The sequence below is a fragment of the Rhizobium terricola genome, assembly GCF_012927355.1.
In the GTDB taxonomy this organism is placed as follows: Bacteria; Pseudomonadota; Alphaproteobacteria; order Rhizobiales; family Rhizobiaceae; genus Allorhizobium; species Allorhizobium terricola.
This window is the reverse complement of sequence record NZ_JABBGK010000002.1, coordinates 186365-206660: the sequence shown is the minus strand read 5'-3', so window position 1 is coordinate 206660 and position 20296 is coordinate 186365. Positions and strand designations below refer to the sequence as shown.

Below are 20296 nucleotides of genomic sequence, written 5' to 3'. Positions count from 1 at the left end.
AGGGCTTCGTTGAAGTTGTCGCGCAGTGCGGCATATTTCGGGCCGAGATCGCCGCAGCGGACGGTGAGGTCGCCGCGGGCGAGTTCTTCGAGTGCTGCCCCGATGGTGGAGACGACGCGGGCCTGCTGTGCGGCGTCGGCCTGCTGCATGTCGGCATTCTGCTGGCGCTCGGTGTCGAGCTGGTGCTGCTGCTCTTCCTGACGGGCGGCCATGGCGTGACGTTCGCGGACCTTCTCCTGCAGCGCCTTGGTGGCCTTGGCCATCATGCCGACTTCGTTGCCCATGTCGGTGTGCGGGATGGCGATCGAGACATTCTCGTCGGCAACCGCGCCCAGTGCGCCGTGAATGGCGGCAAGCGGCTTGGTGATGCCACCGATGATGAAGTAGGCGGCGATCAGGCCGAGCAGCACGACGCTGCCGCCGATCATGACGGCCTTCCAGATCATAGCGTTGATCTTGACCTGCAGGTCGTCGATATAGACGCCGGTGCCGACGACGACTTTCCACGGTTCATAGGCAAGGCTGTAGCTGGCCTTCAGGAACACGTCGCCTTCCTTGCCGCCGGGCTTCTCCCAGAAGTATTCGGTGACGCCGCCGCCGTTGCGGCCCGTTGCGACCATCGCGTCGCGGAACATGTTGCCCATCTTGTCCGGCTGGCCCTTCTGGGAGAGGCCGACCTGCTTCTGGATGGGATGGAAGATCATCGTTACGTCATAGTCGAGACCGAACAGATAGCCGTTCGGTTCGTACTTGACGGAGGTCAGTGTCTTGAAGGCCTGAGCCTTGGCGTCTTCCAGCGAAAGCTCGCCGGCTTTGACGCGCTCGTCGAAGCCCTTGATGATCGAGATGCCGGCTTCGGTCTGCGTGCGCAGCATGTCGTAGCGCTCGGCATAGATCGATTCCGAAGCGGAGCGGATCTGGAAGACGGTGGCCACGCCGAACGCGAGCATCAGGGCCCCGATCAGCATGAAGAGTTGGTGGGAAATTTTCAGGTTTTTCATAGGTCCTCGCTCAATCGAATGGTCCGGTCGGCATCCTACCGATCCCTGCGAGGTCTCTTGGCGCTCGCCAGCGCACCCATCATGGGGCTACCGGGTTATGCGCTCAGAATTGGGCTGAGTGTGTAAAATTTGAATTATGTCGCCCTGACTATAAGTTAACCCTCAGTTTTCATAGGAAAATAGTGTCAAGTGCGACTGCATTAGACATGACCTAAATATATAAAAATAAAGGATAAATTAGAAAATGCGCGTTTACGGGCTTGGTAAATGCGCCCTCCGTCCAACGACCAAACGCCCCGGCAAAGCCGAGGCGTTTGTCCCGCATCGTCTGCGGATTGCCCGTGCAGCCCGGATCGTATGGCTGGAGTGGGGCAGGGAAGCGGGCAGGCCTCAGTTGAGGCGCAGTTCGTAGGTCGAGACGTCGAGCGCCTTGGGAGACGTGGCCCCACCCATCGAAGCGGCAATGGGGGCGGCTGCACCGGTGCTCGAAACGGCCGCCGTGGTTGCGTCGACATCGATGCCGTCATCGGGGAGGGTTGCCGAGGCGGCGATCCTGGTGCCGTCGGTCGACCAGCCTTCTGCCGAACTGATGAACACGACCGGCGAACCGCCGAGCCAGGCTTCGGCCCGCTTCAGCTTCTTTTCTCCGTTGATGTCGACGATTTCGGCGGCCTGCGATCCGGGTGCGACCTGCGGCACCTTGTAGGCCTTCGCGTCTTCCTCGACCTTCGGGGCCGGGCAGTTCGTGCACTTCATCACGACGATGCTGGCGCTTTTCGGCGCTGCGGAGCCCACGACCTCGATCGACGAGGCGAATGCCGGGCCGCCGGCGACCAGAAGAACAGCAGTCAGAAGAAGCTTGCGCATGGCGAAATCCCCGAATTGTTTGAAGGAGATTTAGCCGACGAATGTTGCCATCCGGTCAGATGGATCGTTCGAATTTTATCGATCTGCGTTTTTTTGCCGGATTTCGGGACGAATTCAGCCCTTGTCGCGCCCGATCGCCCGCCAGCCGATGTCGCGGCGGCAGAACCCGTTGTCCCATGAAACCTGATCGACGAGCGCATAGGCCGCCTTCTGGGCGTCCGCCACGGTCGTGCCGAGAGCCGTTGCGTTCAGCACGCGCCCGCCGGTCGCCACCAGCTGCCCGTCCTTGATCGCGGTGCCGGCATGGAACACCTTTGCGCCATCGCTTGCCTCGGGCAGCGCACGGATCGGCGTGTTCTTCTCGAAGCTGCCCGGATAGCCCTTGGATGCGAGCACCACCGTCAGCGCCGTGTCGTCGTGCCATTCGGCGGAGACCTCGTCTAGACGGCCGGTCGCTGCAGCATGCAGGATCTCGAGCAGGTCGCTCTTCAGACGCATCATCAGCACCTGGCATTCCGGATCGCCGAAGCGGACATTGTATTCGATCAGTTCCGGCCCCTTGGCGGTGATCATCAGCCCGGCGAAGAAAACGCCCGAGAACGGCATGCCCATTTCTGCCATGCCGCGCATGGTCGGCTCGATGATTTCCTTCATGGTCCGCTCGACCATGTCGGCCGTCATCACCGGCGCCGGCGAATAGGCACCCATGCCGCCGGTATTCGGTCCGGTGTCGCCATCGCCGACCCGCTTGTGGTCCTGGGCGGTCGCCAGCGGCAGGAGCGTCTTTCCGTCGGAGAGGCAGAAGAAGCTCGCTTCCTCGCCGTCGAGGAAGGCCTCGACCACGACCTCTGCTCCGGCCGCGCCGAACGCACCCTCGAAGCAGTCGTCGATCGCTGATAGCGCCTCGTCAATCGTCATGGCGACCGTCACGCCCTTGCCGGCGGCAAGCCCGTCGGCCTTGATGACGATCGGTGCACCTTGAGCCCGCACATAGGCCTTCGCCTTCGGCGCGTTGTTGAAGCGCTGGTAGGCGCCGGTCGGAATGTCGTAGCGGGCACAGACATCCTTGGTGAAGCCCTTGGAGCCTTCCAGCTGGGCCGCCGCAGCCGACGGGCCGAACACGGCAAAACCCTCTGCCCGCAGCTGGTCGGCAAGCCCGGCCACCAGCGGGGCCTCGGGGCCGACCACGACGAAGTCGATCGCATGGCCGCGGCAGAAGGCGAGAAGCCCCTCGTGATCGTCGATGCCGATGGGGACAAGCGTCGCATGATCGGCGATACCGGGATTGCCGGGAGCGGCGAAAAGCTCGGTGAGACGCGGCGACTGTGCCAGCTTCCAGGCCAGTGCGTGCTCGCGTCCGCCCGAACCGATCAACAGAACTTTCATCGCCCGTCCTCCGAATGCCGTGGGAATGCCCGGCGGTTAAGGGCAGGGGGCGCAAAGGTCAAGGAAAAACCCAGAAGCTCTGCATTCCTGTGGAGGGGCCGCGCGATTTGTTGCCTTCGCCACAGTCGCGGCTATGGTCGCCGCTCGTGAATTTGGAGAATGCCCATGGCCGACGATTTGAAATCCATCGCCGCGATCATCGCCACCGAAATCAACGCCCGGCCGGAACAGGTTCTGGCGGCCGTCGAGCTTCTCGACGAGGGCGCGACGGTTCCCTTCGTCGCCCGCTACCGCAAGGAAGTGACCGGCGGCCTGGACGACACGCAGCTGCGCAATCTGTCCGAACGCCTCGCCTATCTGCGCGAACTGGGTGCCCGCCGCAAGGCGATCGTCGAATCCATCACCTCGCAGGGCAAGATGACCGACGAGCTGATGCGCAAGATCTTCACCGTCTCGACCAAGGCGGAACTCGAAGACATCTATCTGCCCTACAAGCCGAAGCGCCGCACCCGCGCCGAGATTGCCCGCGAAAAGGGTCTGCAGCCGCTGGCGGACGCCATCTGGGCCGACCGCACCGCCGACCCTGCGAAACTGGCCGAGGCCTATGTCACTGCGGACGTGCCCGATGTTAAGGCGGCGCTCGAGGGCGCGCGCGACATTGTCGCCGAGGCAATCTCGGAAAATGCCGACCTTATCGGCCGCCTGCGCAACGATATGAAGGATCGCGCGATCCTTTATTCCAAGGTGGTCGAGGGCAAGGAAGCGGCCGGTGAGAAGTTCGCCGACTATTTTGCCCATTCGGAACGCTGGGCGACCGTGCCCGGTCACCGCGCGCTCGCCATGCTGCGCGGCTGGAACGAGGAGATGCTGACCTTGTCGATCGAGGTCGACAAGGACGATCCGTCGCCGGTCAAGCCCGCCCAGCGCACCATCGCCGCTGCCTTCGAGATCGGCCAGAAGGGACCGGGCGACCAGTGGCTCATGGACGTCGCCGGCTGGACCTGGCGCGTCAAGCTCTCCGTCTCGCTGTCACTCGACCTGATGCGCGAGCTCAGGGAACGCGCCGAGGAAGAGGCGATCCACGTCTTTGCCCGCAATCTGAAAGACCTGCTGCTGGCCGCCCCCGCCGGCTCGCGCTCGACCATGGGCCTCGACCCGGGCATCCGCACCGGGGTCAAGGTCGCCGTCGTCGACGGTACCGGCAAGCTGCTCGAAACGACGACCGTCTATCCCTTCCCGCCGAAGAACGACGTGCGCGGCACCCAGGTCGAGCTCGCGGGCCTGATCCGCAAGCACAAGGTCGAGCTAATCGCCATCGGCAACGGCACCGGCAGCCGCGAGACGGAAAAACTGGTCGCCGACATGCTGTCGCAATTCCCCGCAACCGCGCCCAAGCCGACCAAGGTCATCGTTTCGGAAGCCGGCGCCTCGGTCTATTCTGCCTCCGAGACCGCGGCCAAGGAATTCCCCGGTCTCGATGTGTCGCTCCGTGGCGCCGTGTCGATCGCCCGCCGCCTGCAGGATCCGCTCGCCGAACTCGTGAAGATCGAACCGAAGTCGATCGGGGTGGGCCAGTACCAGCACGATGTCGACCAGGGCAAGCTCGGCCGTTCGCTTGATGCCGTCGTCGAGGATGCCGTGAACGCCGTCGGGGTGGACCTGAACACGGCGTCCATTCCGCTTCTTGCCCGGGTGTCCGGTCTCGGCGGTTCGATCGCCGAGGCGATCGTCACCCATCGCGACCAGACCGGCCCGTTCGAGAGCCGCAAGGATCTGCTCAAGGTTCCGCGCCTCGGCGCCCGCACCTTCGAGCAGTGCGCCGGCTTCCTGCGCATCCCGAACGGCAAGGAACCGCTCGACGCATCGTCCGTACACCCGGAAGCCTATGGGGTCGCCAAGAAGATCGTCGCCGCCTGCGGCCGCGATCTCCGCAGCCTGATGGGTGACAGCGCCCTGCTGAAGAGCCTCGATCCGAAGAAGTTCATTGACGAGCAGTTCGGCCTGCCGACGGTGAAGGATATCATCGCCGAACTCGACAAGCCGGGCCGCGATCCGCGTCCGAGCTTCAAGACGGCCACCTTCGCCGACGGCGTCGACGAGATCACCGATCTCAAGGTCGGCATGTTGCTCGAAGGAACGGTGACCAATGTTGCCGCCTTCGGCGCCTTCGTCGATATCGGCGTGCATCAGGACGGGCTGGTGCATGTCTCCCAGCTCGCCGACCGTTTCGTCAAGGATCCGCACGAGGTGGTGAAGGCCGGCGACGTGGTGAAGGTCCGCGTGGTCGAGGTGGACGTGAAGCGCAAGCGCATCGCGCTCACCATGCGCAAGGATGGCGGCGAGGCACCTCAGCCGTCGATGCGCGATGCACGCGGTTCGGCAAATGCCATGCGCCATGCCAATTCCAGGCCGTCAGCCAAGCCGGACACCCCGGTGATCGGTGGCCTCGGCGCCGCGCTCGCCGAGGCCATGCGTAAGAAGTAGGTATCGAGGGGGAGGCGCGACGCGCCTCCCGTTCCCCCGGCCGTTCAAAAATTATCAATCGTCTATAACGATCTCTTGCTTGCCTGCCCCGGCAAACGCGGTAGTTTTTGGTCGTTTGAGTAATTTAGGCCTTTTTGGGGGACAGGAATGACCTCGAAGCTGGAAGGATTGCTGAAAAGGATAGTGCGCTCGGGGTCGCTTGAGGTGACCTTCGCCGATGGACGGCGGGTGACGTTCGGTGACGGAAGCGGACAAACGGTCGCCCTGCGTTTCGCCGATCAGCGAACCGAAGATGAACTCTTCACCGACCCGCAGTTGAAGCTCGGCGAGACCTACATGGACGGGCGGCTCGTCATCGAGGCGGGCGACATCTACGACCTTGTCGCGCTCATCAAGTCGAACACGCTTGCCGAGGACCTGACCTTCGGCATGATCTGGCGCGGTGTGGCGCGCGTGGCGTTGGCAAGACTGCGTAGCCTGCTGCCGGTCAACCACAACCGCCGCAACGTTGCCCATCACTACGACCTTTCCGCCGGGCTCTTTGATCTCTTCCTCGATGCGGACTGGCAATATTCCTGCGCCTATTTCCAGCCGGAAAGCCTTTCCCTCGACGAGGCGCAGGTCGCCAAGAAACGGCATATCGCGGCGAAACTCCTGCTTGAGGAGGGGCAGAGGGTGCTTGAGATCGGCTCGGGCTGGGGCGGCATGGGCATGTATTTGGCCGAGGCCGCCGGCGTCGAGGTCAGCGGCATCACGCTGTCCAGCGAACAACTGAGAGTTTCCCGCGGCCGTGCCGACAAACGCGGGCTCGCGGGGCGGGTCCGTTTCGACCTGCAGGATTATCGCACGATGAAGGCTGCACCGTTCGACCGCATCGTCTCGGTCGGCATGTTCGAGCATGTCGGGCGTGCCAGCTACGGCCTGTTCTTCCGCAAGGTCGCAGAACTGTTGAAGGAGGACGGCGTAATGCTGCTGCATTCGATCGGCCAGCCTTTTCCGGCGCGCGTCAACAACCCGTTCATCGAGCACTACATCTTTCCCGGCGGCTACATACCGTCGGTCGCCGAGGTCCTGCCCGCAGTCGAGAAGGCGGGGCTGTTGGTGCGCGACATCGAGATCCTGCCGCATCACTATGCCCGCACACTCAGGCTCTGGCGTCAACGCTTTCTTGCGCGCCGCGAGGAGGCCGAGGCCCTTTACGACGCGCGCTTCGTCCGGATGTGGGAATTCTATCTGGCCGCTTCGGAAATGGCGTTCACCCATGAGAACTTCTTCATCTTCCAGATGCAGATCGCCCGCAGCAACGCCGCCGTTCCGGACAATCGCGACTATATCGCCGAGCGCGAGCGCCTTCTCGCCGGTTTCGACGCGCGCCGCGTGCCGCTGGAAAAGGTGGAGTTTTGAGACGATGGCAAGCCTTTCGACGGCCGGACGCAGATCGCGTGGCGGCCGTCCGTCTTGGTTAAAGCTTCCGTAAAACATTCGTGCAAAATTGAGGCATCATCTCTTCCGCCCCCTGCGGAACCTCTTTTTGTATCTCGTTTTATGGGGTCGCAATATGCGAAAGCCGGCGCGTGTCCTTCTCGCCTTTGGCATTGTCACGTCACTTCATGCCGAAGTTCTGGCAGGCGACCACTTCTGGTCGGGAGACTGGAACCTGACGCTCGGCGGTGCCGGCATCTCGGCCCCCAGCTACGAAGGTGCCGACGACCGGAAACTGTCCTTCCAGCCGATCATCTCGCTCGGCCGCCAGGGCGCCGGCCCGCGCTTTTCCTCGCGCAACGACAGTGCCTCGATCGGCCTTCTGGAGACCGATGCCGTCCGCGCGGGCGTCGCCGGCCGCCTGATCATGAAGCGTGACGAGGACACATCGAAGGACCTCGAAGGATTGTCCGAGGTCAAGATGGGCGGCGAGCTCGGTGGTTTCGTCGATGTCTATCCGACCGATTTCCTGCGTCTGCGCGGCGAGGCCCGCCAGGGCATCCGCAGTCATGACGGTGTCGTCGCCGACGTTTCCGCCGATGCCTTCACCGACATCGCGCCCGACATTCAGCTTTCCGGCGGACCCCGCGCCCGCTATGCGACGAGCGGTTATTCCAAGGCCTATTACGGTGTGAACGCTGCCGAATCCGCGGCTTCCGGCTACAGCGAATATGATCCGGACGGCGGATGGCAGTCCGTCGGCGCCGGCGCCGCACTCACCTGGTCGGCGACCGACCGCCTGTCGACCAGCGCCTTTGCCGAATACAAGCGCCTCGTCGGACCGGCCGGCGAAAGCAGCCTGGTTCAGGAAGGCGGCTCGAAGAACCAGGTTCTGGTCGGCGTTTCCGCAAGCTACAAGTTCGGCTTCAGCCTGGACTGACCGGACAGCCCATCACATGGTGGATCGGACATTGCGGCGGTTCCCTTGACCGCCGCTTTGTTCTATCAATCCGCCATGAACAGCTTTACCGATCAGAACGGCCGCGTCGCCGACGCGCCATCCGACAACTGGGTCTACCGGATCCTTCCGCCCGCCGCCTGGCCCTATGCGCAGCTCGCCCGCTGGGACCGTCCGATCGGCTGGCAGTTGCTGATGTGGCCTTGCTTCTGGTCGGCGGCGCTCGCCGCCAACGCCCTTGCGGGCGAGGGACGGCTGGATTTCGCCATCTTCCTTTTCCACCTCGTCCTGTTCTTCGTCGGTTCGGTCGCGATGCGCGGGGCCGGCTGCACCTATAACGACCTCGTCGACGAGGAGATCGACATGGCCGTTGCCCGCACGCGGTCGCGGCCCCTGCCGTCCGGCCGCGTCAGCCGTGCCGAGGCCAAGCTCTTCCTGCTGGTGCAGGTGCTGGTCGGCCTGGCCGTGCTGCTCTGCTTCAATGGCTTCTCGGTCGTGCTGGGCATCCTGTCTCTGGCCGTTGTCGCCATCTATCCCTTCGCCAAGCGCTTCACCGACTGGCCGCAGTTCTTTCTCGGTCTTGCCTTCTCCTGGGGCGGCCTGATGGGCTGGGCCGGCCAGACCGGCACGCTCTCGGTCTCTGCCGTGCTGCTCTATCTGGCGGCGGTCGCATGGACGATCGGTTATGACACGATCTATGCCCACCAGGACAAGGAGGACGATGCGCTCGTCGGGGTCCGCTCGACCGCGCGCCTCTTCGGTGACGACACCCGTCTCTGGCTGATCGGGCTCTACAGCCTGACGCTCATCCTGCTGTTTGCCGCCTTCGTCGCCGCAGGCGCCGGGTTTCTCGCCTTTGTCGGGCTGCTGGTCGCTGCCGTCATGCTGGGTTACCAGATCGCCGTGATCGACATCGACGATCCCGCCCAGTGCCTGTCGCTGTTCAAGTTCAACGGCCGCATCGGAGCGATCCTTTTCCTCGGCCTCGTGGCTGCCCTGCCGTTCGCTTGAAGGCTGTCCCATTGCGGAACGCAAAACGGCCCGGATCAGCGTCCGGGCCGTTTTGCTGGAGAGGCGAATTTAACGCTTCGGCCTGCCCGACATCTGCTGCGGCGGCCGATCTGTCTCAATTGCGGGCAATGATCTCCTTGCCGGAAATCTTCATCGTCACGCCCAGCTTGCCCGTCGTGCGGCGAACCAGGAAGCGCGGACGGCGCTCGGCAAAATAGGAGTGGCGGCGGCGCGGCTGCGTTTCGCGGGCACGGATGTCGCCGAGATGTTCTTCGAGCGGCCGGGCGACGCCGTCGGCCTCGACCATCAGCATCGGAATGCGGAAGGCTTCGGACCAGTTGCGCCAGTCGGCGGCGATGTCGCAGAGGTCGTGGGCGACCAAAAGCGGAATGCAGAGTTCGGGATCTTCGTGGTGCAGTTCCAGCGTCACCGTGACCTGGCCGTCGCCATGGTCGATCGCCCGGGCTGCAACCCCCTTGAAGGCACGTGCCGGGAGAGCGAAGGAAAGGGGCAGGCCGCTGGCCGTCAGGATCTTCCGCAGCACGGCGCCGCGTTCGTCGATGGTGATCGTCACATCGCCGGAGGTGCCCCGCGCTGCATAGCTCACCTGTTGCGGGAACCGGTTCGGATCCAGCCGCAGCGTCGCTCCTGCCCATGCGGGCTTCATAACGGTGTTCGTCATCTTCATGCTACCCTTGTTTTACCCGAGAGCGCTTCATGCGTTCGTCTGATTGGGACTTTTCGTCCTCTATGGCCTGAAGGTAGCGTGGCTCTCTGAGAGACAGCTTAAAAATCGCGGTTAAAAAAACTTTGCCAGCTCAAATGGTTAGCGGTTTCGAACATCGTACGGTTTCGAAACGGTGAACGGGTGCATGATGTCAGGCCGGGACAAGGCTCGTCTGGGAAGGTGAGCGGCATTCCTTTGGTCATTCGCAAAGAGCCGTTTCATGGTGTCCACTTTCCTGGCCTACGACCTCGTCGTTCGCGATCTGAAATCCAGCCTTGAACGCACCGCGAGCGACGGTCAGGTCGCCCGTGAATCGGCCTATTACGAGGAAAACATCGGCAAGGTGACGACGATGGAGGAGTTCCTCGACGATTACCGCCTCTACGCCTATGCGATGAAGGCCTATGGCCTTGAGGAAATGACCTACGCCAAGGCTTTCATGAAGAAGGTGCTGGAAAGCGACCTGACCGACGACGCGAGCTTCGCCAACAGTCTCAGCGACGAGCGTTATCGCAATTTCGCCCAGGCATACCAGTTCACCGGTCAGACGACGGATGCCCAGACCACCACCCAGGAAACCGAGCTGTTCGATCTCTACAAGGCAGCCCAGGTCACCCAGGCCGACGATGTCGAGGCCGAGACCTACTACTACGAATCGATGATCGGCAGCATCACCTCGGCCGAGCAACTGGTGAAGAACAGCCGCTTGATGGACTATCTCGCCGAGGCCTACGGCATCGATCGGGAAAAATACACCAAGGAACACTTCGTCAAGGTGCTGACGAGTGACCTCGGTGATTCCGACAGCTACCTCAGCCAGTTGATGGCCAAGGATGCCGCATCGAACAACGACTACAATTCGGCGGCCTTCTACAAGCTCAACCAGGCCTTCGGCTTCAATACGGACGGCACGCTGTCCGGTACGACCCCGCAAACCGACACGCAGAAGGAAGCGACCGTCAAGCTCTATGTCGACGGTGCCCAAACCTATGTCTCGGAATACAGTCTTTCCCGCGAGAAGGCCTACTACCAGTCGAAGATCGCCACGATCACGTCCGTCAGCCAGTTGACCTCGGATAGCCGGCTCTTCGCCTATGTGCAGACGGCGTTCCAACTGGACACCACCGTGACGTCATCGGTCTTCAAGAGCATCGTCACCAGCGACCTGACCGCAGCCGACAACTACGCGCTCACCAATGGCGGCGAGGATTGGGTGGCAATCGCTCAGGCGTTCAATTTCGGCACCGACGGAAACGTCAAATCGGGTTATGCGGCCCAGCAGGGAACGCAGCTTGCCTCGACCAATACGGCCTACGCCGAATACTACGATGACGAGGATCAGGCGGCGATGCAGCAGACCCTCGACTACTACACGTCCAAATTGGACGAGATCACCAACGTGGACGACCTGCTGGACAATGAATCGCTTCTGGTCGTCCTGCGCCGCTCTTTCGGCATCGAAGAGGGGGAGCTCACCAAGGACGAGATGCGCAAGGTCCTGCTCAGCGATGTGACGGACCCGAAGAGCTATGCCAACAAGTCGCGCGACGAGCGCCTCGTAAAGCTGGCGCAGATGTTCAACTTCGATAGCGAAGGTGATGCTGCCGTACCGCTGCAGGCCCAGAACCAGTTCGACATCACGCTGGTCGCCAAGAACTACATCGTCAGCAAGATCCGCTTCCTCGAAGGTGACGAACAGACCACCGCCAAGGAGGCGGCCACCACCGAAAGCGAATATTACCAGAAACAGATCGGCGGGATCAGGTCTGTGGACGAACTGCTGGCAGATCGCCGCGTCGTCGATGTCGTGCTCGTCGCCTATGGCTTCAATCCGGATGACGTGACGGACGATTTCCTCAAGCAGGCTTTTGGCTCGGATCTCACCGACGACAAGAGTTTCGTCAATGAGCAGGACGACCCCAAGTGGGCGGAACTGGTCGCGTCCTTCAACTTCGACATTGAAGGCAACCTGACGCGCGACACCGTCGGCACGGTCCAGCAGCGCGGCTCAGCGCTTGCCACGATCAACGATTATGTTCGCCAGACGCTGGAAGAGAATGAAGGCGAGAGCAACGAAGCGGTGCGCCTTGCGCTCTATTTCGAGCGTATGGCCCCGACCCTCACCGACGCCTATGAGCTCATTGCCGATGACGCCCTGGCGGAAGTCTTCCGCGTCACCTTCGGCCTCACCGACGAATTCTCCAGCATGGACGTCGACATGCAGGCAAAGGTCATCAACAAGAATATCGACTTTGCCGATATGCAGGATCCCGCCGAGGTGAAGAAGTTCGTTCAGCGCTTCATGGCGATGTACGATGCCGAGAATGGCGACTATTCCAGCGGCGCGCTGTCGGTCCTGACCGGTTCCGGGTCGACCGGCATCAGCGGCGACCTGCTCCTCTCGATTGCCACCCTGAAGAGCTGACGAGCGCGTTTCGGGTCCCTTGTGATCCTGATTCTTTTCGGCTATCGATATATCCATTGAGATATAACGATTATCCGAGGGAGTGAAAAATGCTTGTCCAGCTGCGTTCCGTGCGTCGTCTGGCTGCGGTCATGTCGGTGGCCGCGGCCCTTCTTGTTCAGCCGGTCTCGGCCGCTTTCGCGGAAGGATCGGTCACCGTCTTTGCCGCCGCGAGCCTCAAGGACGTCCTGGGCAAGATCGCCGAAACGTGGAAGGCGGAGACCGGCAAGGACACCGTGCTGTCCTTTGCCGGCAGCTCCGCCCTCGCCAAGCAGGTCCAGGAAGGCGCGCCGGCGGATGTCTTCGTCTCGGCCGACCTCAAGTGGATGGACGTGCTCGACAAGGCCGGTCTCGTGAAGTCGGACACGCGGGTGAACCTGCTCGGCAACCGCATCGTCCTTGTCGCGCCGAAGGACTCGACCGCCACGGCCACCATCGCTCCGGGCTTCCCGCTCAACGACCTTCTCGCCGGTGGCCACCTCGCCATGGCCAACACCGACTCGGTTCCGGCCGGCACCTATGGCAAGGCTGCTCTCGAAACGCTCGGCGTATGGGATGGCGTCAAGGACCATGTCGCCCAGGCTGAAAACGTCCGCGCTGCGCTGCTGCTGGTTTCGCGTGCGGAAGCCTCGCTCGGTATCGTCTACGAGACGGATGCGAAGGCCGACGTCGGCGTGAAGGTCGTGGACCGCTTCCCCGAATCGAGCCATCCTGCGATCGTCTATCCCGCAGCCGTCCTCAAGGAGGCGACTAATGCCGACGACGCGGCCGCCTTCCTCGCCTATCTGCAGGGCGCCAAGGCTCACCAGATCTTCACGGATGCCGGTTTTACGGTACTTGCGAAGACCAATTGAGGTCTTTCCGAGTTGGAATTGACCCCTGAGGAACTGACTGCCATGCGGCTGAGCCTGAAGGTCGCGGCAACCGCCGTGGCCTTTTCGCTGCCTTTCGGGGTTGCCGTTGCCTGGCTCCTGTCGCGCCGCGACTTCTGGGGCAAGACGCTCCTGAACGGCATCGTGCATCTGCCGCTCATCATGCCGCCCGTCGTCACCGGCTATCTGTTGCTCTTGACCTTCGGGCGCCGCGGCACGGTCGGTGCCTTTCTCGATCAATGGTTCGGGCTGGTCTTCTCCTTCCGCTGGACCGGCGCGGCGCTGGCCGCCGCCGTGATGGGCTTTCCGCTGCTCGTCCGCTCGATCCGCCTATCGCTGGATGCCGTCGACCGCAGGCTCGAAGCGGCGGCCTCGACACTCGGTGCCTCTCCGTTCTCCGTCTTCGTGACGGTCACCTTGCCGCTCATTTTGCCCGGCATTGCCGCCGGAGCCGTTCTCGCCTTTGCCAAGGCCATGGGCGAGTTCGGAGCCACGATCACCTTCGTCTCCAATATCCCGGGCGAGACCCAGACGCTCGCCTCGGCGATCTACACCTATACCCAGGTTCCCGGGGGCGACTATGCCGCGATGCGCCTGACGCTGATTTCGATCGGGCTGTCGCTTGCGGCGCTGGTCGCCTCGGAAGTCGTGTCGCGCCGGCTGGCGCTGCGGCTGGGAGCGGCATGATGCTCGAGATCGATGTCCGTCATGAACAGGGGGACTTCGAACTGGTTGCCGACCTGGCGATCGGTTCCGGCCTGACCGCGCTTTTTGGGCCGTCCGGGTCGGGAAAGACGACCCTGATCAATCTGGTCGCCGGCCTCGTCCGGCCGACAAGTGGGCGCATCATCTTTGCCGGCGAGGTGTGGAGCGATGCGGCGACGGGACGTTTCCTCCCGCCGCATCGCCGCCGCATCGGTTATGTCTTCCAGGAAGGGCGCCTCTTTCCCCATCTGACCGTCCGCCAGAACCTGACCTATGGCCAGCGCTACACGCCAGCGTCGGAGCGGCGCGAAACGCTTGCCCGGGTGGTCGACCTGCTGGGGATCTCAGCCCTTCTTGATCGTCGGCCTGCGGAGCTCTCAGGCGGCGAGAAGCAGCGCGTGGCGCTCGGCCGGGCCCTGCTTTCCAGCCCGCACCTCCTTCTGATGGACGAGCCGCTTTCCGCACTCGACGCCGAGCTCAAGGCGGCGATCCTGCCGGACATCGAGCGGATCCGCGACGAGGTCGGCATCCCGATCCTCTATGTCAGCCATTCCTTGGAAGAAGTCGCTCGCCTCGCCACCCATGTCGTCGCGATCGACCATGGCAGGGCGACCCCGCTCGGTGCGCCCGATGCGGTGCTCGAGACGATCGCCCATGCCGCCGGCAGCATGAAGCCCGGCAATTTCGTGCATGCGGTGGTCACCGGTCACAGCGCGGAGGAGGGGCTGACCTTTGCGGAGGGGCCGTCCGGCCCGCTGTTCCTGCGTCTGACCGAGGTTGCGCCCGGAACCCAGATCCGCGCCTTCGTGCCGGTCAGCGAAATCGTGCTGTCCACCCGCGAGCCGGACGGCATGTCCGCGCTCAATCGCCTGTCGGGAACGATCTCCGGCATCACCTTCGACGGCACGTCAGCGATGGTCTCCGTCGATTGCGGCGGAGAGACGCTGGTCGCCGAAGTGACGCGCCGCTCGGTCCGCGCGCTCTCGCTTGATCCCGGCGTGCCGGTCCATCTGCTGTTCAAGACGGTATCGATTGCCAGCGAAGGGATTTTCCGTTCGCTGTAATGACCTCTAATCCTCGCCGCGCGCTGCGGACCCGGGCGGATCCTGTGAAAAGTCGTGGTTTGTCGCCTGCTCCAGCCAGGCGATATCGCCGCCGAGCGCCTTGCGGGCGTCTTCTTCCATGCGGCGGCAGCAGGCGAGCAGCGTCTGTCCGAAATCGGTGAGGCCTGCGCCGCCACCGCTCTTGCCGCCGTGCCGGGTGAAGATCGACGGCTCTCGGAACATCCGGTTGATTTCGTCGGCGAGCAGCCAGGCCCGGCGATAGGACATACCCATCGCCGCCCCGCCAGCGCGGATCGACCCGTGCTCGGCGATGAGCGCGAGAAGCTGCGCCTTACCCGGCCCGAGGCGGGCGCCGTTCGGCAGGTCGATCCTGAGGGTGAGCCGCATGGCCTGGTCGTTCATTTCGGTCGGACCATCTTGCCCGGGTTCATGATGCCGGCCGGATCGAAGGCCTGCTTGATCCGGTTCATCAGTTCCGTCTCGATCGCCGGACGGCTGGCGATCAGTTCGTCGCGCTTGAGCTGGCCGACGCCGTGCTCGGCCGAGATCGAGCCGCCATGGGTGTGCACGACCGCGTGGACCACGGCATTGACCTCGCGCCAGCGGGCGATGAAGGCGGCCTTGTCGGCGCCGACCGGCTGGCTGATGTTGTAGTGGATGTTGCCGTCGCCGAGATGGCCAAAGGCGCAGATCCGCGCATCGGGCATCAGCGCGAGGACCGCCTTGTCGGCGTCGGCGAGGAAGCGCGGCACGCTGGACACCGGAACGGACACGTCGTGCTTGATCGAGCCGCCCTCCGGCTTCTGCGCCTCCGACATGCTTTCCCGCAAGCGCCAGAAGGCGTCCTGCTGGGCGAGCGAAGACGCGATCGCGGCGTCCTCGACGAGACCGATCTCGGCTGCCTCTTCCAGGAGACGGTGGATCATCGCCTCAGCGCTTTCCGCCGAATCCGAGGTGGAAATGTCGATGAGCGCGTACCAGGCATGCGGCGAGGAAAGCGGATCACGAACGCCGGTGATATGCCGCGTGGTGAAGTCTATGCCGATCCGCGGCATCAGTTCGAAGCCGGTCAGCGCCGTGCCGCACAACATAGACGCGCGCTCGAAAAGCGCGAGCGCCACCTCGGGAGAGCGGACCCCGGCAAAGGCGACCTGCCGGCCGCGCGGCTGCGGAACCATCTTCAGCACTGCGCCGGTGATGACGCCCAGCGTGCCTTCGGCGCCAATGAAGAGATCGCGCAGGTCGTAGCCGGAATTGTCCTTCTTCAGGCGGCGAAGCCCGTTCCAGATTTCGCCCGTCGGCAGCACGACTTCGAGCCCGAGGCAGAGCTGGCGCATGTTGCCATAGGCGAGCACGGCCGTGCCCCCGGCATTGGTCGAGAGATTGCCACCGATCCGGCAGGAGCCTTCGGAGCCCAGCGACAGGGGAAAAAGCCTTCCGTTATCCGCCGCCGCCTTCTGGATGTCGGCGAGGATACAGCCCCCGTCGGCGACGATGACGTCGGCCACCGGGTCGATTTCGCGGATCCGGTTCATCCGCTCGAGCGACAGCACGACATCCGCCCCGCCGTCGCGCGGCACCTGGCCGCCGACATGCCCCGTTCGTCCGCCGGCCGGAACGACCGGCGTGCCGGTTGCGCTGGCAAGCGTCAGGATGGCGGATACCTCTTCCGTCGATCCGGGCTTCAGCACGAGCGGCGAACTGCCATGATAAAGTCCGCGGCTTTCGATGAGATAGGGGGCTATGTCATGGGCCGCGGTGAGCGCATTCGCCTCGCCGACGATGGCGACGAAACCCTTCAGCGGTTCGGGCAGGTTTTTGGTCATGCCGGGCCTCCTTGGCTTACGCTTCGCGCGGTGCGGCAGCCCGCTTCAGCCGGTCGTTGATCGCTTCGCCCAGTCCCTCGTCCGGGATGGGCATGACGGCGATACCGGTAATCCCGGCGATGTCCGCCTTCTTGAGGAAGCCAAAGAGATTGGCCGCTGCCTCTCCGAGGTCTCCCGACGCGCTGAGTTGCAGCACGGTCGCCGCTGCGTCTTCGCCGGTGACCTGACGGCTGCCGAAGCGGATCAGCGCTTCGCCGGAGCTGACCGAGGTAGCGTCGAGCCGGACGCGGGCGTTCGGTGCATAATGCGAGGCAAGCATGCCCGGCGCCTCGATGGCCGCCGTTCCGGCCGCCTTGATGCGCTCGACGGTGAGGCCGGTTTCGGCCTCGATCGCCTCGACCGGCACGCCGCCGGGCCGCAACAGGCGGATCCGGCCGTCCTCGACCTTGACGATCGTCGATTCCACCCCGACGGGGCAGGGGCCGCCGTCGATGACGAGATCGATACGGTCGCCGAGGTCGGCATCGACGTGACGGGCCGTGGTCGGGCTGATCTTGCCCGAGGAATTGGCGCTGGGTGCCGCGAGCGGCCGGTCGAAGGCGCGGATCAGCGCGCCGGCAAATCCGATCGGCACGCGGATGCCGACCGTGTCGAGCCCGGCGGTCGCCAGCGGATGGATGGTGCTTTCGGGTTTCAGCGGCAGGACCAGCGTCAGCGGTCCCGGCCAGAAGCGTTGGGCAAGTTTGCGTGAGACCGGGTCGAACACGGCATGCCGCTCGGCCATCTCGAGATCGGCCATGTGGCAGATGAGCGGATTGAAGCGCGGCCGGCCCTTGGTCTCGTAGATGCCGGTGATCGCGTGCGGGTCGGTGGCGTCGGCGGCAAGCCCGTAGACGGTCTCAGTCGGGATCGCCACCGGTCGCGCCTGTCTGAGGACCGCAAGCGCTGCGGGGATCGCTTCCCCGGCTTCGTCTTCGGCCGCAATGATCCGCGCCATGGTTTGAAACGCCTTCCTGTTCTTCGCTTTCCCGTCCATAGCGCGAGAGCGGCGGCGGGATCAAACGCTCTTTTGGGCACGGTCTGCCCGAGGTTTTCCACAGCTTCGAAAACCCCTCGAAATCATCGAGAAGGCATTGGCTAAAACTTTATCCATCGACGTAACCGAAAGAAAGAAATGTTGCGTCTATAGTCCCCGACAACTGAGCCTTTTCGCCTTCTCTCCCGGGAAACGAACCATGCAGCAAGTCAAGAACCCTGCCTCCAGCATTGCGCTTCGCGTCGCCACGGCGATGCACCAGATGGGCATAGACGGGCTGCCCCGGAATTACGAACTCGTCTACGAGGCCTATGCCGGCTCCAATCCGGAGCTGGTCCGCGACTTCATCGCGCTCGGCAAGATCAAGACCCAGGATGCGCTCGATGCGCTTGGCCGCAAATACCTGCCGCACCATCACGAGGACGGCCTGCTCAGCCGGCAGAACGGTCAGGTGCGTGCGGAGATGAGCAACTTCATCAGCCTGCTCAACCAGGAGAAGATCTCGCTCACCGACTATGGTCGCCTGATCGGCCATGCCTCCAAGGTCATCATGACCGAGGGCGACGTCGACCCGGCCGCGCTCGGCCAGTCGATCACCGCTCTCAAGGTCGCGACCGAACAGCGCGCCAGCCAGAACAGCAATGTGGTGCGCGCCGTCGTAGACAAGACCGCGACGCTTGCCGACCTGCAGCGCGAAGCCGACGACGCGGAAGCGGCGAAATTCGTCGACCCGCTCACCGGCCTTGCCAGCCGCCGCGCCTTCAACAAGGCGCTGGCCAAGATCTATGTCAATCCGGAAATGCCGGTACTCTGTGGCATGGTGATCGGCGAGATCGACGATTTCGCCCGTCTTTCCGAGCAGATGGGGCCGACCTCCGCCGAGCGCTTCCTCAAGCAGGTCGCCAAGGTCATGGAGGCCGTCGCCGGCGACGGTGACTTCGCCTGCCGCTTCGACGGCGGACGCTTCGGCATGCTGCTCTACACCTCCGAGCAGGAGGAGGTGAACCGCATCGTCGATCTGGTGCGCACCAAGCTCAGGACCACGGTCGTCAATGCAGGCAACGGTCGCGCCCTCGGCCAGATCCCGATGTCCTTCGGCATCTGCTTCTCCGAACAGGCGCCGAACGCCTTCGACTTCACCAATTTCACCGAAAAGGCGCTAGCCGCCTCCAAGGCCGCCGGCGGCAACACCGTGACGATCTACGGCGCCAACGATTATGTGCCGAAGGACTGGCTGATCTACAAGAAGCAGCCGGTCGGCGGGTTCTGACGGGGCCGAAGGGGAGGCCGGGCGTTCAGAGCTTGGCGATGATCTTGCGCAGGTCCTCGTTGCTGGTGCCGAGCATCAGAACGTTCTTCAGCGCTTCCTTCGGGTCATGGGTGCGGAACAGCAGCCCGTTCTGGCGGATCGAGCGGTCGATCGCCATCGAGCGCGTTTCCTTGTCCGGATGGATCGCCACGGCGAAATACATCCGCGCATAATTCGGCCGGATATGCTCGAAGAACTGCTCGCCGCCCACTTCGGCAAAGAAGTTGGCGATGTAGAAGGCCCATTTGACGTCGGCATATTTGGCGAAATTGGTCCGCGCCGCCGTCACGTGGCAGTAGCCGAGATGCGGGCTGTTATCGAGCGTCTTGTGGAACACCATCTTGGGGAACTGGATCGAGCGGTGAAAGCCGTTGATCCGTTTGTGGGTCGTCTCGCCTGCGGCCTCCAGCCGGCGTCCGGTACGGGCCGCGACTTCCTCGTAGGTGAGGTAGCGCCGTTCTTCCGCCAGCCAGTCCTCGCGCTGGCGCGAAATTCGGCCGGTGCGCAGGAATTCCGTGTGCACGGCCTTGGGCGAAACGGCCGCCTTGGGGTCGGGCTTGTTGGCTGCGAAATATCTCAGCTTCTGCATGGAGCGGGGCTCTGATTCCTAAGGTGAATTAGCTGATGCTACGGCAAGGATGTTAACGACAATTTGCCGCATCCTGATCGCTCTCGGTTTCCCGAGGCTTGCGATGCCAGGGCGCGTCCCGTGCAAATGCCTATTGCTTGTCATTTTGCGCCACTAATTTCAGCAGTTTCCGGGCGTCAAAAAGTTATATAGTTGAAAAATATAGATATTTAGTTTTTCAATATTGATTTCAATCAAGATTGGAAATGTCGCAAATGTTTGTGGCTGTGTCGTTTCGCAGTGCATCAAGCGTCCGGCGACTATGCTTAGATGAAGCCACACTCGAGGTGACGCCCGGCTAGGGAGGGCGGAAAATCGGGAAGCCGGTCAAATTCCGGCGCTGCCCCCGCAACGGTAGTGGAGAAGGCGTGAAGGCAAAAGACCACTGGGGTTCAGGCCCTGGGAAGGTGCCTCGCGCGGTTCGCAGAGAACGTCTCCAGAGCCCGGAAACCAGCCTGGAGAATGAAACTGATTGACGGTCGCGGCGGGCGGCCCGAGACGGCTTTGTCCGGTGTCGAACGACGCCGCGGCCCTGC

General features: G+C 63.2%; 17 protein-coding genes and 1 riboswitch. Of the genes, 9 read left to right on the top strand and 8 right to left on the bottom strand.

Annotated elements, in window-relative coordinates; all coding sequences use genetic code 11:
• The 3 genes from HHL25_RS10735 to purD all read right to left on the bottom strand — a co-directional run.
• The coding region (locus HHL25_RS10735) for a cache domain-containing protein (RefSeq protein ID WP_246701813.1) at positions 1-1001 on the bottom strand (1001 nt) is incomplete at its 3' end.
• A gap of 390 nt (positions 1002-1391) precedes the next feature.
• Entirely contained in the window at positions 1392-1868 is a 477-nt protein-coding gene (locus HHL25_RS10730) for a plant virulence effector HPE1-like domain-containing protein (RefSeq protein ID WP_169590175.1), read from the bottom strand.
• Positions 1869-1982: 114 nt separating this feature from the next.
• Complete coding sequence (purD, locus tag HHL25_RS10725) at positions 1983-3254, bottom strand: phosphoribosylamine--glycine ligase (protein ID WP_169590172.1); 1272 nt, start codon at positions 3252-3254, stop codon at positions 1983-1985.
• A gap of 165 nt (positions 3255-3419) precedes the next feature.
• Between purD and HHL25_RS10720 the strand changes: the two genes are divergently transcribed.
• From HHL25_RS10720 to ubiA, 4 genes are all read left to right on the top strand, one after another.
• The gene (locus tag HHL25_RS10720) at positions 3420-5738 is read left to right on the top strand and encodes a Tex family protein (RefSeq protein WP_169590170.1); all 2319 of its coding nucleotides are present in this window, start codon (positions 3420-3422) and stop codon (positions 5736-5738) included.
• Between the two features lie 147 nt (positions 5739-5885).
• Positions 5886-7142 (top strand): SAM-dependent methyltransferase, encoded by a 1257-nt coding sequence (locus HHL25_RS10715; RefSeq protein WP_169590167.1) that lies wholly within the window; start codon positions 5886-5888, stop codon positions 7140-7142.
• A 154-nt stretch (positions 7143-7296) separates the two neighbouring features.
• Positions 7297-8100, top strand: a complete 804-nt coding sequence (locus HHL25_RS10710) for a MipA/OmpV family protein (RefSeq protein ID WP_169590165.1) — start codon at positions 7297-7299, stop codon at positions 8098-8100.
• A gap of 75 nt (positions 8101-8175) precedes the next feature.
• On the top strand, positions 8176-9129 hold the full coding sequence (ubiA, locus tag HHL25_RS10705; RefSeq protein ID WP_169590163.1) for a 4-hydroxybenzoate octaprenyltransferase: 954 nt from the start codon (positions 8176-8178) through the stop codon (positions 9127-9129).
• A gap of 115 nt (positions 9130-9244) precedes the next feature.
• On the opposite strand, the gene HHL25_RS10700 is transcribed toward ubiA, so the two are convergent.
• On the bottom strand, positions 9245-9811 hold the full coding sequence (locus tag HHL25_RS10700) for a DUF6101 family protein (protein ID WP_169590160.1): 567 nt from the start codon (positions 9809-9811) through the stop codon (positions 9245-9247).
• A gap of 265 nt (positions 9812-10076) precedes the next feature.
• Here HHL25_RS10700 and HHL25_RS10695 point away from each other — a divergent pair, with 265 nt between their 5' ends.
• From HHL25_RS10695 to modC, 4 genes are all read left to right on the top strand, one after another.
• Entirely contained in the window at positions 10077-12281 is a 2205-nt protein-coding gene (locus HHL25_RS10695) for a DUF1217 domain-containing protein (protein ID WP_169590158.1), read from the top strand.
• An 89-nt stretch (positions 12282-12370) separates the two neighbouring features.
• Positions 12371-13174 carry a molybdate ABC transporter substrate-binding protein gene (gene modA, locus HHL25_RS10690; RefSeq protein ID WP_169590156.1) on the top strand — a complete coding sequence of 268 codons (804 nt, stop codon included), beginning with the start codon at positions 12371-12373 and terminating at the stop codon, positions 13172-13174.
• Positions 13175-13186: 12 nt separating this feature from the next.
• On the top strand, positions 13187-13879 hold the full coding sequence (gene modB / locus HHL25_RS10685) for a molybdate ABC transporter permease subunit (protein WP_169590153.1): 693 nt from the start codon (positions 13187-13189) through the stop codon (positions 13877-13879).
• The gene (gene modC / locus HHL25_RS10680) at positions 13879-14961 is read left to right on the top strand and encodes a molybdenum ABC transporter ATP-binding protein (protein WP_169590151.1); all 1083 of its coding nucleotides are present in this window, start codon (positions 13879-13881) and stop codon (positions 14959-14961) included. The genes modB and modC overlap by 1 nt, the downstream gene beginning before the upstream one ends.
• Before the next feature lie 6 nt (positions 14962-14967).
• Here modC and HHL25_RS10675 read toward each other — a convergent pair whose 3' ends face one another.
• Genes HHL25_RS10675 through HHL25_RS10665 form a run of 3 tightly spaced genes read right to left on the bottom strand, consistent with a single transcriptional unit; the run spans position 14968 to position 17784 of the window.
• Positions 14968-15363 (bottom strand): winged helix-turn-helix domain-containing protein, encoded by a 396-nt coding sequence (locus HHL25_RS10675; protein WP_169590148.1) that lies wholly within the window; start codon positions 15361-15363, stop codon positions 14968-14970.
• Positions 15360-16787 carry an FAD-binding oxidoreductase gene (locus HHL25_RS10670; RefSeq protein WP_169590146.1) on the bottom strand — a complete coding sequence of 476 codons (1428 nt, stop codon included), beginning with the start codon at positions 16785-16787 and terminating at the stop codon, positions 15360-15362. Before HHL25_RS10670 ends, HHL25_RS10675 begins: the two co-directional genes overlap by 4 nt.
• Positions 16788-16803: 16 nt before the next feature.
• On the bottom strand, positions 16804-17784 hold the full coding sequence (locus HHL25_RS10665; protein WP_169590143.1) for an L-threonylcarbamoyladenylate synthase: 981 nt from the start codon (positions 17782-17784) through the stop codon (positions 16804-16806).
• 238 nt (positions 17785-18022) lie between these two features.
• Between HHL25_RS10665 and HHL25_RS10660 the strand changes: the two genes are divergently transcribed.
• Positions 18023-19093, top strand: a complete 1071-nt coding sequence (locus HHL25_RS10660) for a GGDEF domain-containing protein (RefSeq protein ID WP_169590141.1) — start codon at positions 18023-18025, stop codon at positions 19091-19093.
• A 25-nt stretch (positions 19094-19118) separates the two neighbouring features.
• Here HHL25_RS10660 and HHL25_RS10655 read toward each other — a convergent pair whose 3' ends face one another.
• Positions 19119-19721 carry a DUF6656 family protein gene (locus HHL25_RS10655; RefSeq protein WP_169590139.1) on the bottom strand — a complete coding sequence of 201 codons (603 nt, stop codon included), beginning with the start codon at positions 19719-19721 and terminating at the stop codon, positions 19119-19121.
• 307 nt (positions 19722-20028) lie between these two features.
• A riboswitch (cobalamin riboswitch) is annotated at positions 20029-20233 on the top strand.
• The last annotated feature ends 63 nt before the right edge of the window (positions 20234-20296 follow it).

Excerpts from the sequence above, each read along its gene's own strand:
- modA (WP_169590156.1), top strand. The coding sequence starts at position 12,371 with ATGCTTGTCCAGCTGCGTTCCGTGCGTCGTCTGGCTGCGGTCATGTCG.
- modC (WP_169590151.1), top strand. The coding sequence starts at position 13,879 with ATGCTCGAGATCGATGTCCGTCATGAACAGGGGGACTTCGAACTGGTT.
- HHL25_RS10710 (WP_169590165.1), top strand. The coding sequence starts at position 7,297 with ATGCGAAAGCCGGCGCGTGTCCTTCTCGCCTTTGGCATTGTCACGTCA.
- HHL25_RS10730 (WP_169590175.1), bottom strand. The coding sequence starts at position 1,868 with ATGCGCAAGCTTCTTCTGACTGCTGTTCTTCTGGTCGCCGGCGGCCCG.
- HHL25_RS10655 (WP_169590139.1), bottom strand. The coding sequence starts at position 19,721 with ATGCAGAAGCTGAGATATTTCGCAGCCAACAAGCCCGACCCCAAGGCG.
- HHL25_RS10665 (WP_169590143.1), bottom strand. The coding sequence starts at position 17,784 with ATGGCGCGGATCATTGCGGCCGAAGACGAAGCCGGGGAAGCGATCCCC.
- HHL25_RS10670 (WP_169590146.1), bottom strand. The coding sequence starts at position 16,787 with ATGACCAAAAACCTGCCCGAACCGCTGAAGGGTTTCGTCGCCATCGTC.
- HHL25_RS10715 (WP_169590167.1), top strand. The coding sequence starts at position 5,886 with ATGACCTCGAAGCTGGAAGGATTGCTGAAAAGGATAGTGCGCTCGGGG.
- HHL25_RS10675 (WP_169590148.1), bottom strand. The coding sequence starts at position 15,363 with ATGAACGACCAGGCCATGCGGCTCACCCTCAGGATCGACCTGCCGAAC.
- HHL25_RS10695 (WP_169590158.1), top strand. The coding sequence starts at position 10,077 with ATGGTGTCCACTTTCCTGGCCTACGACCTCGTCGTTCGCGATCTGAAA.
- HHL25_RS10700 (WP_169590160.1), bottom strand. The coding sequence starts at position 9,811 with ATGACGAACACCGTTATGAAGCCCGCATGGGCAGGAGCGACGCTGCGG.
- ubiA (WP_169590163.1), top strand. The coding sequence starts at position 8,176 with ATGAACAGCTTTACCGATCAGAACGGCCGCGTCGCCGACGCGCCATCC.
- HHL25_RS10660 (WP_169590141.1), top strand. The coding sequence starts at position 18,023 with ATGCAGCAAGTCAAGAACCCTGCCTCCAGCATTGCGCTTCGCGTCGCC.
- HHL25_RS10720 (WP_169590170.1), top strand. The coding sequence starts at position 3,420 with ATGGCCGACGATTTGAAATCCATCGCCGCGATCATCGCCACCGAAATC.
- purD (WP_169590172.1), bottom strand. The coding sequence starts at position 3,254 with ATGAAAGTTCTGTTGATCGGTTCGGGCGGACGCGAGCACGCACTGGCC.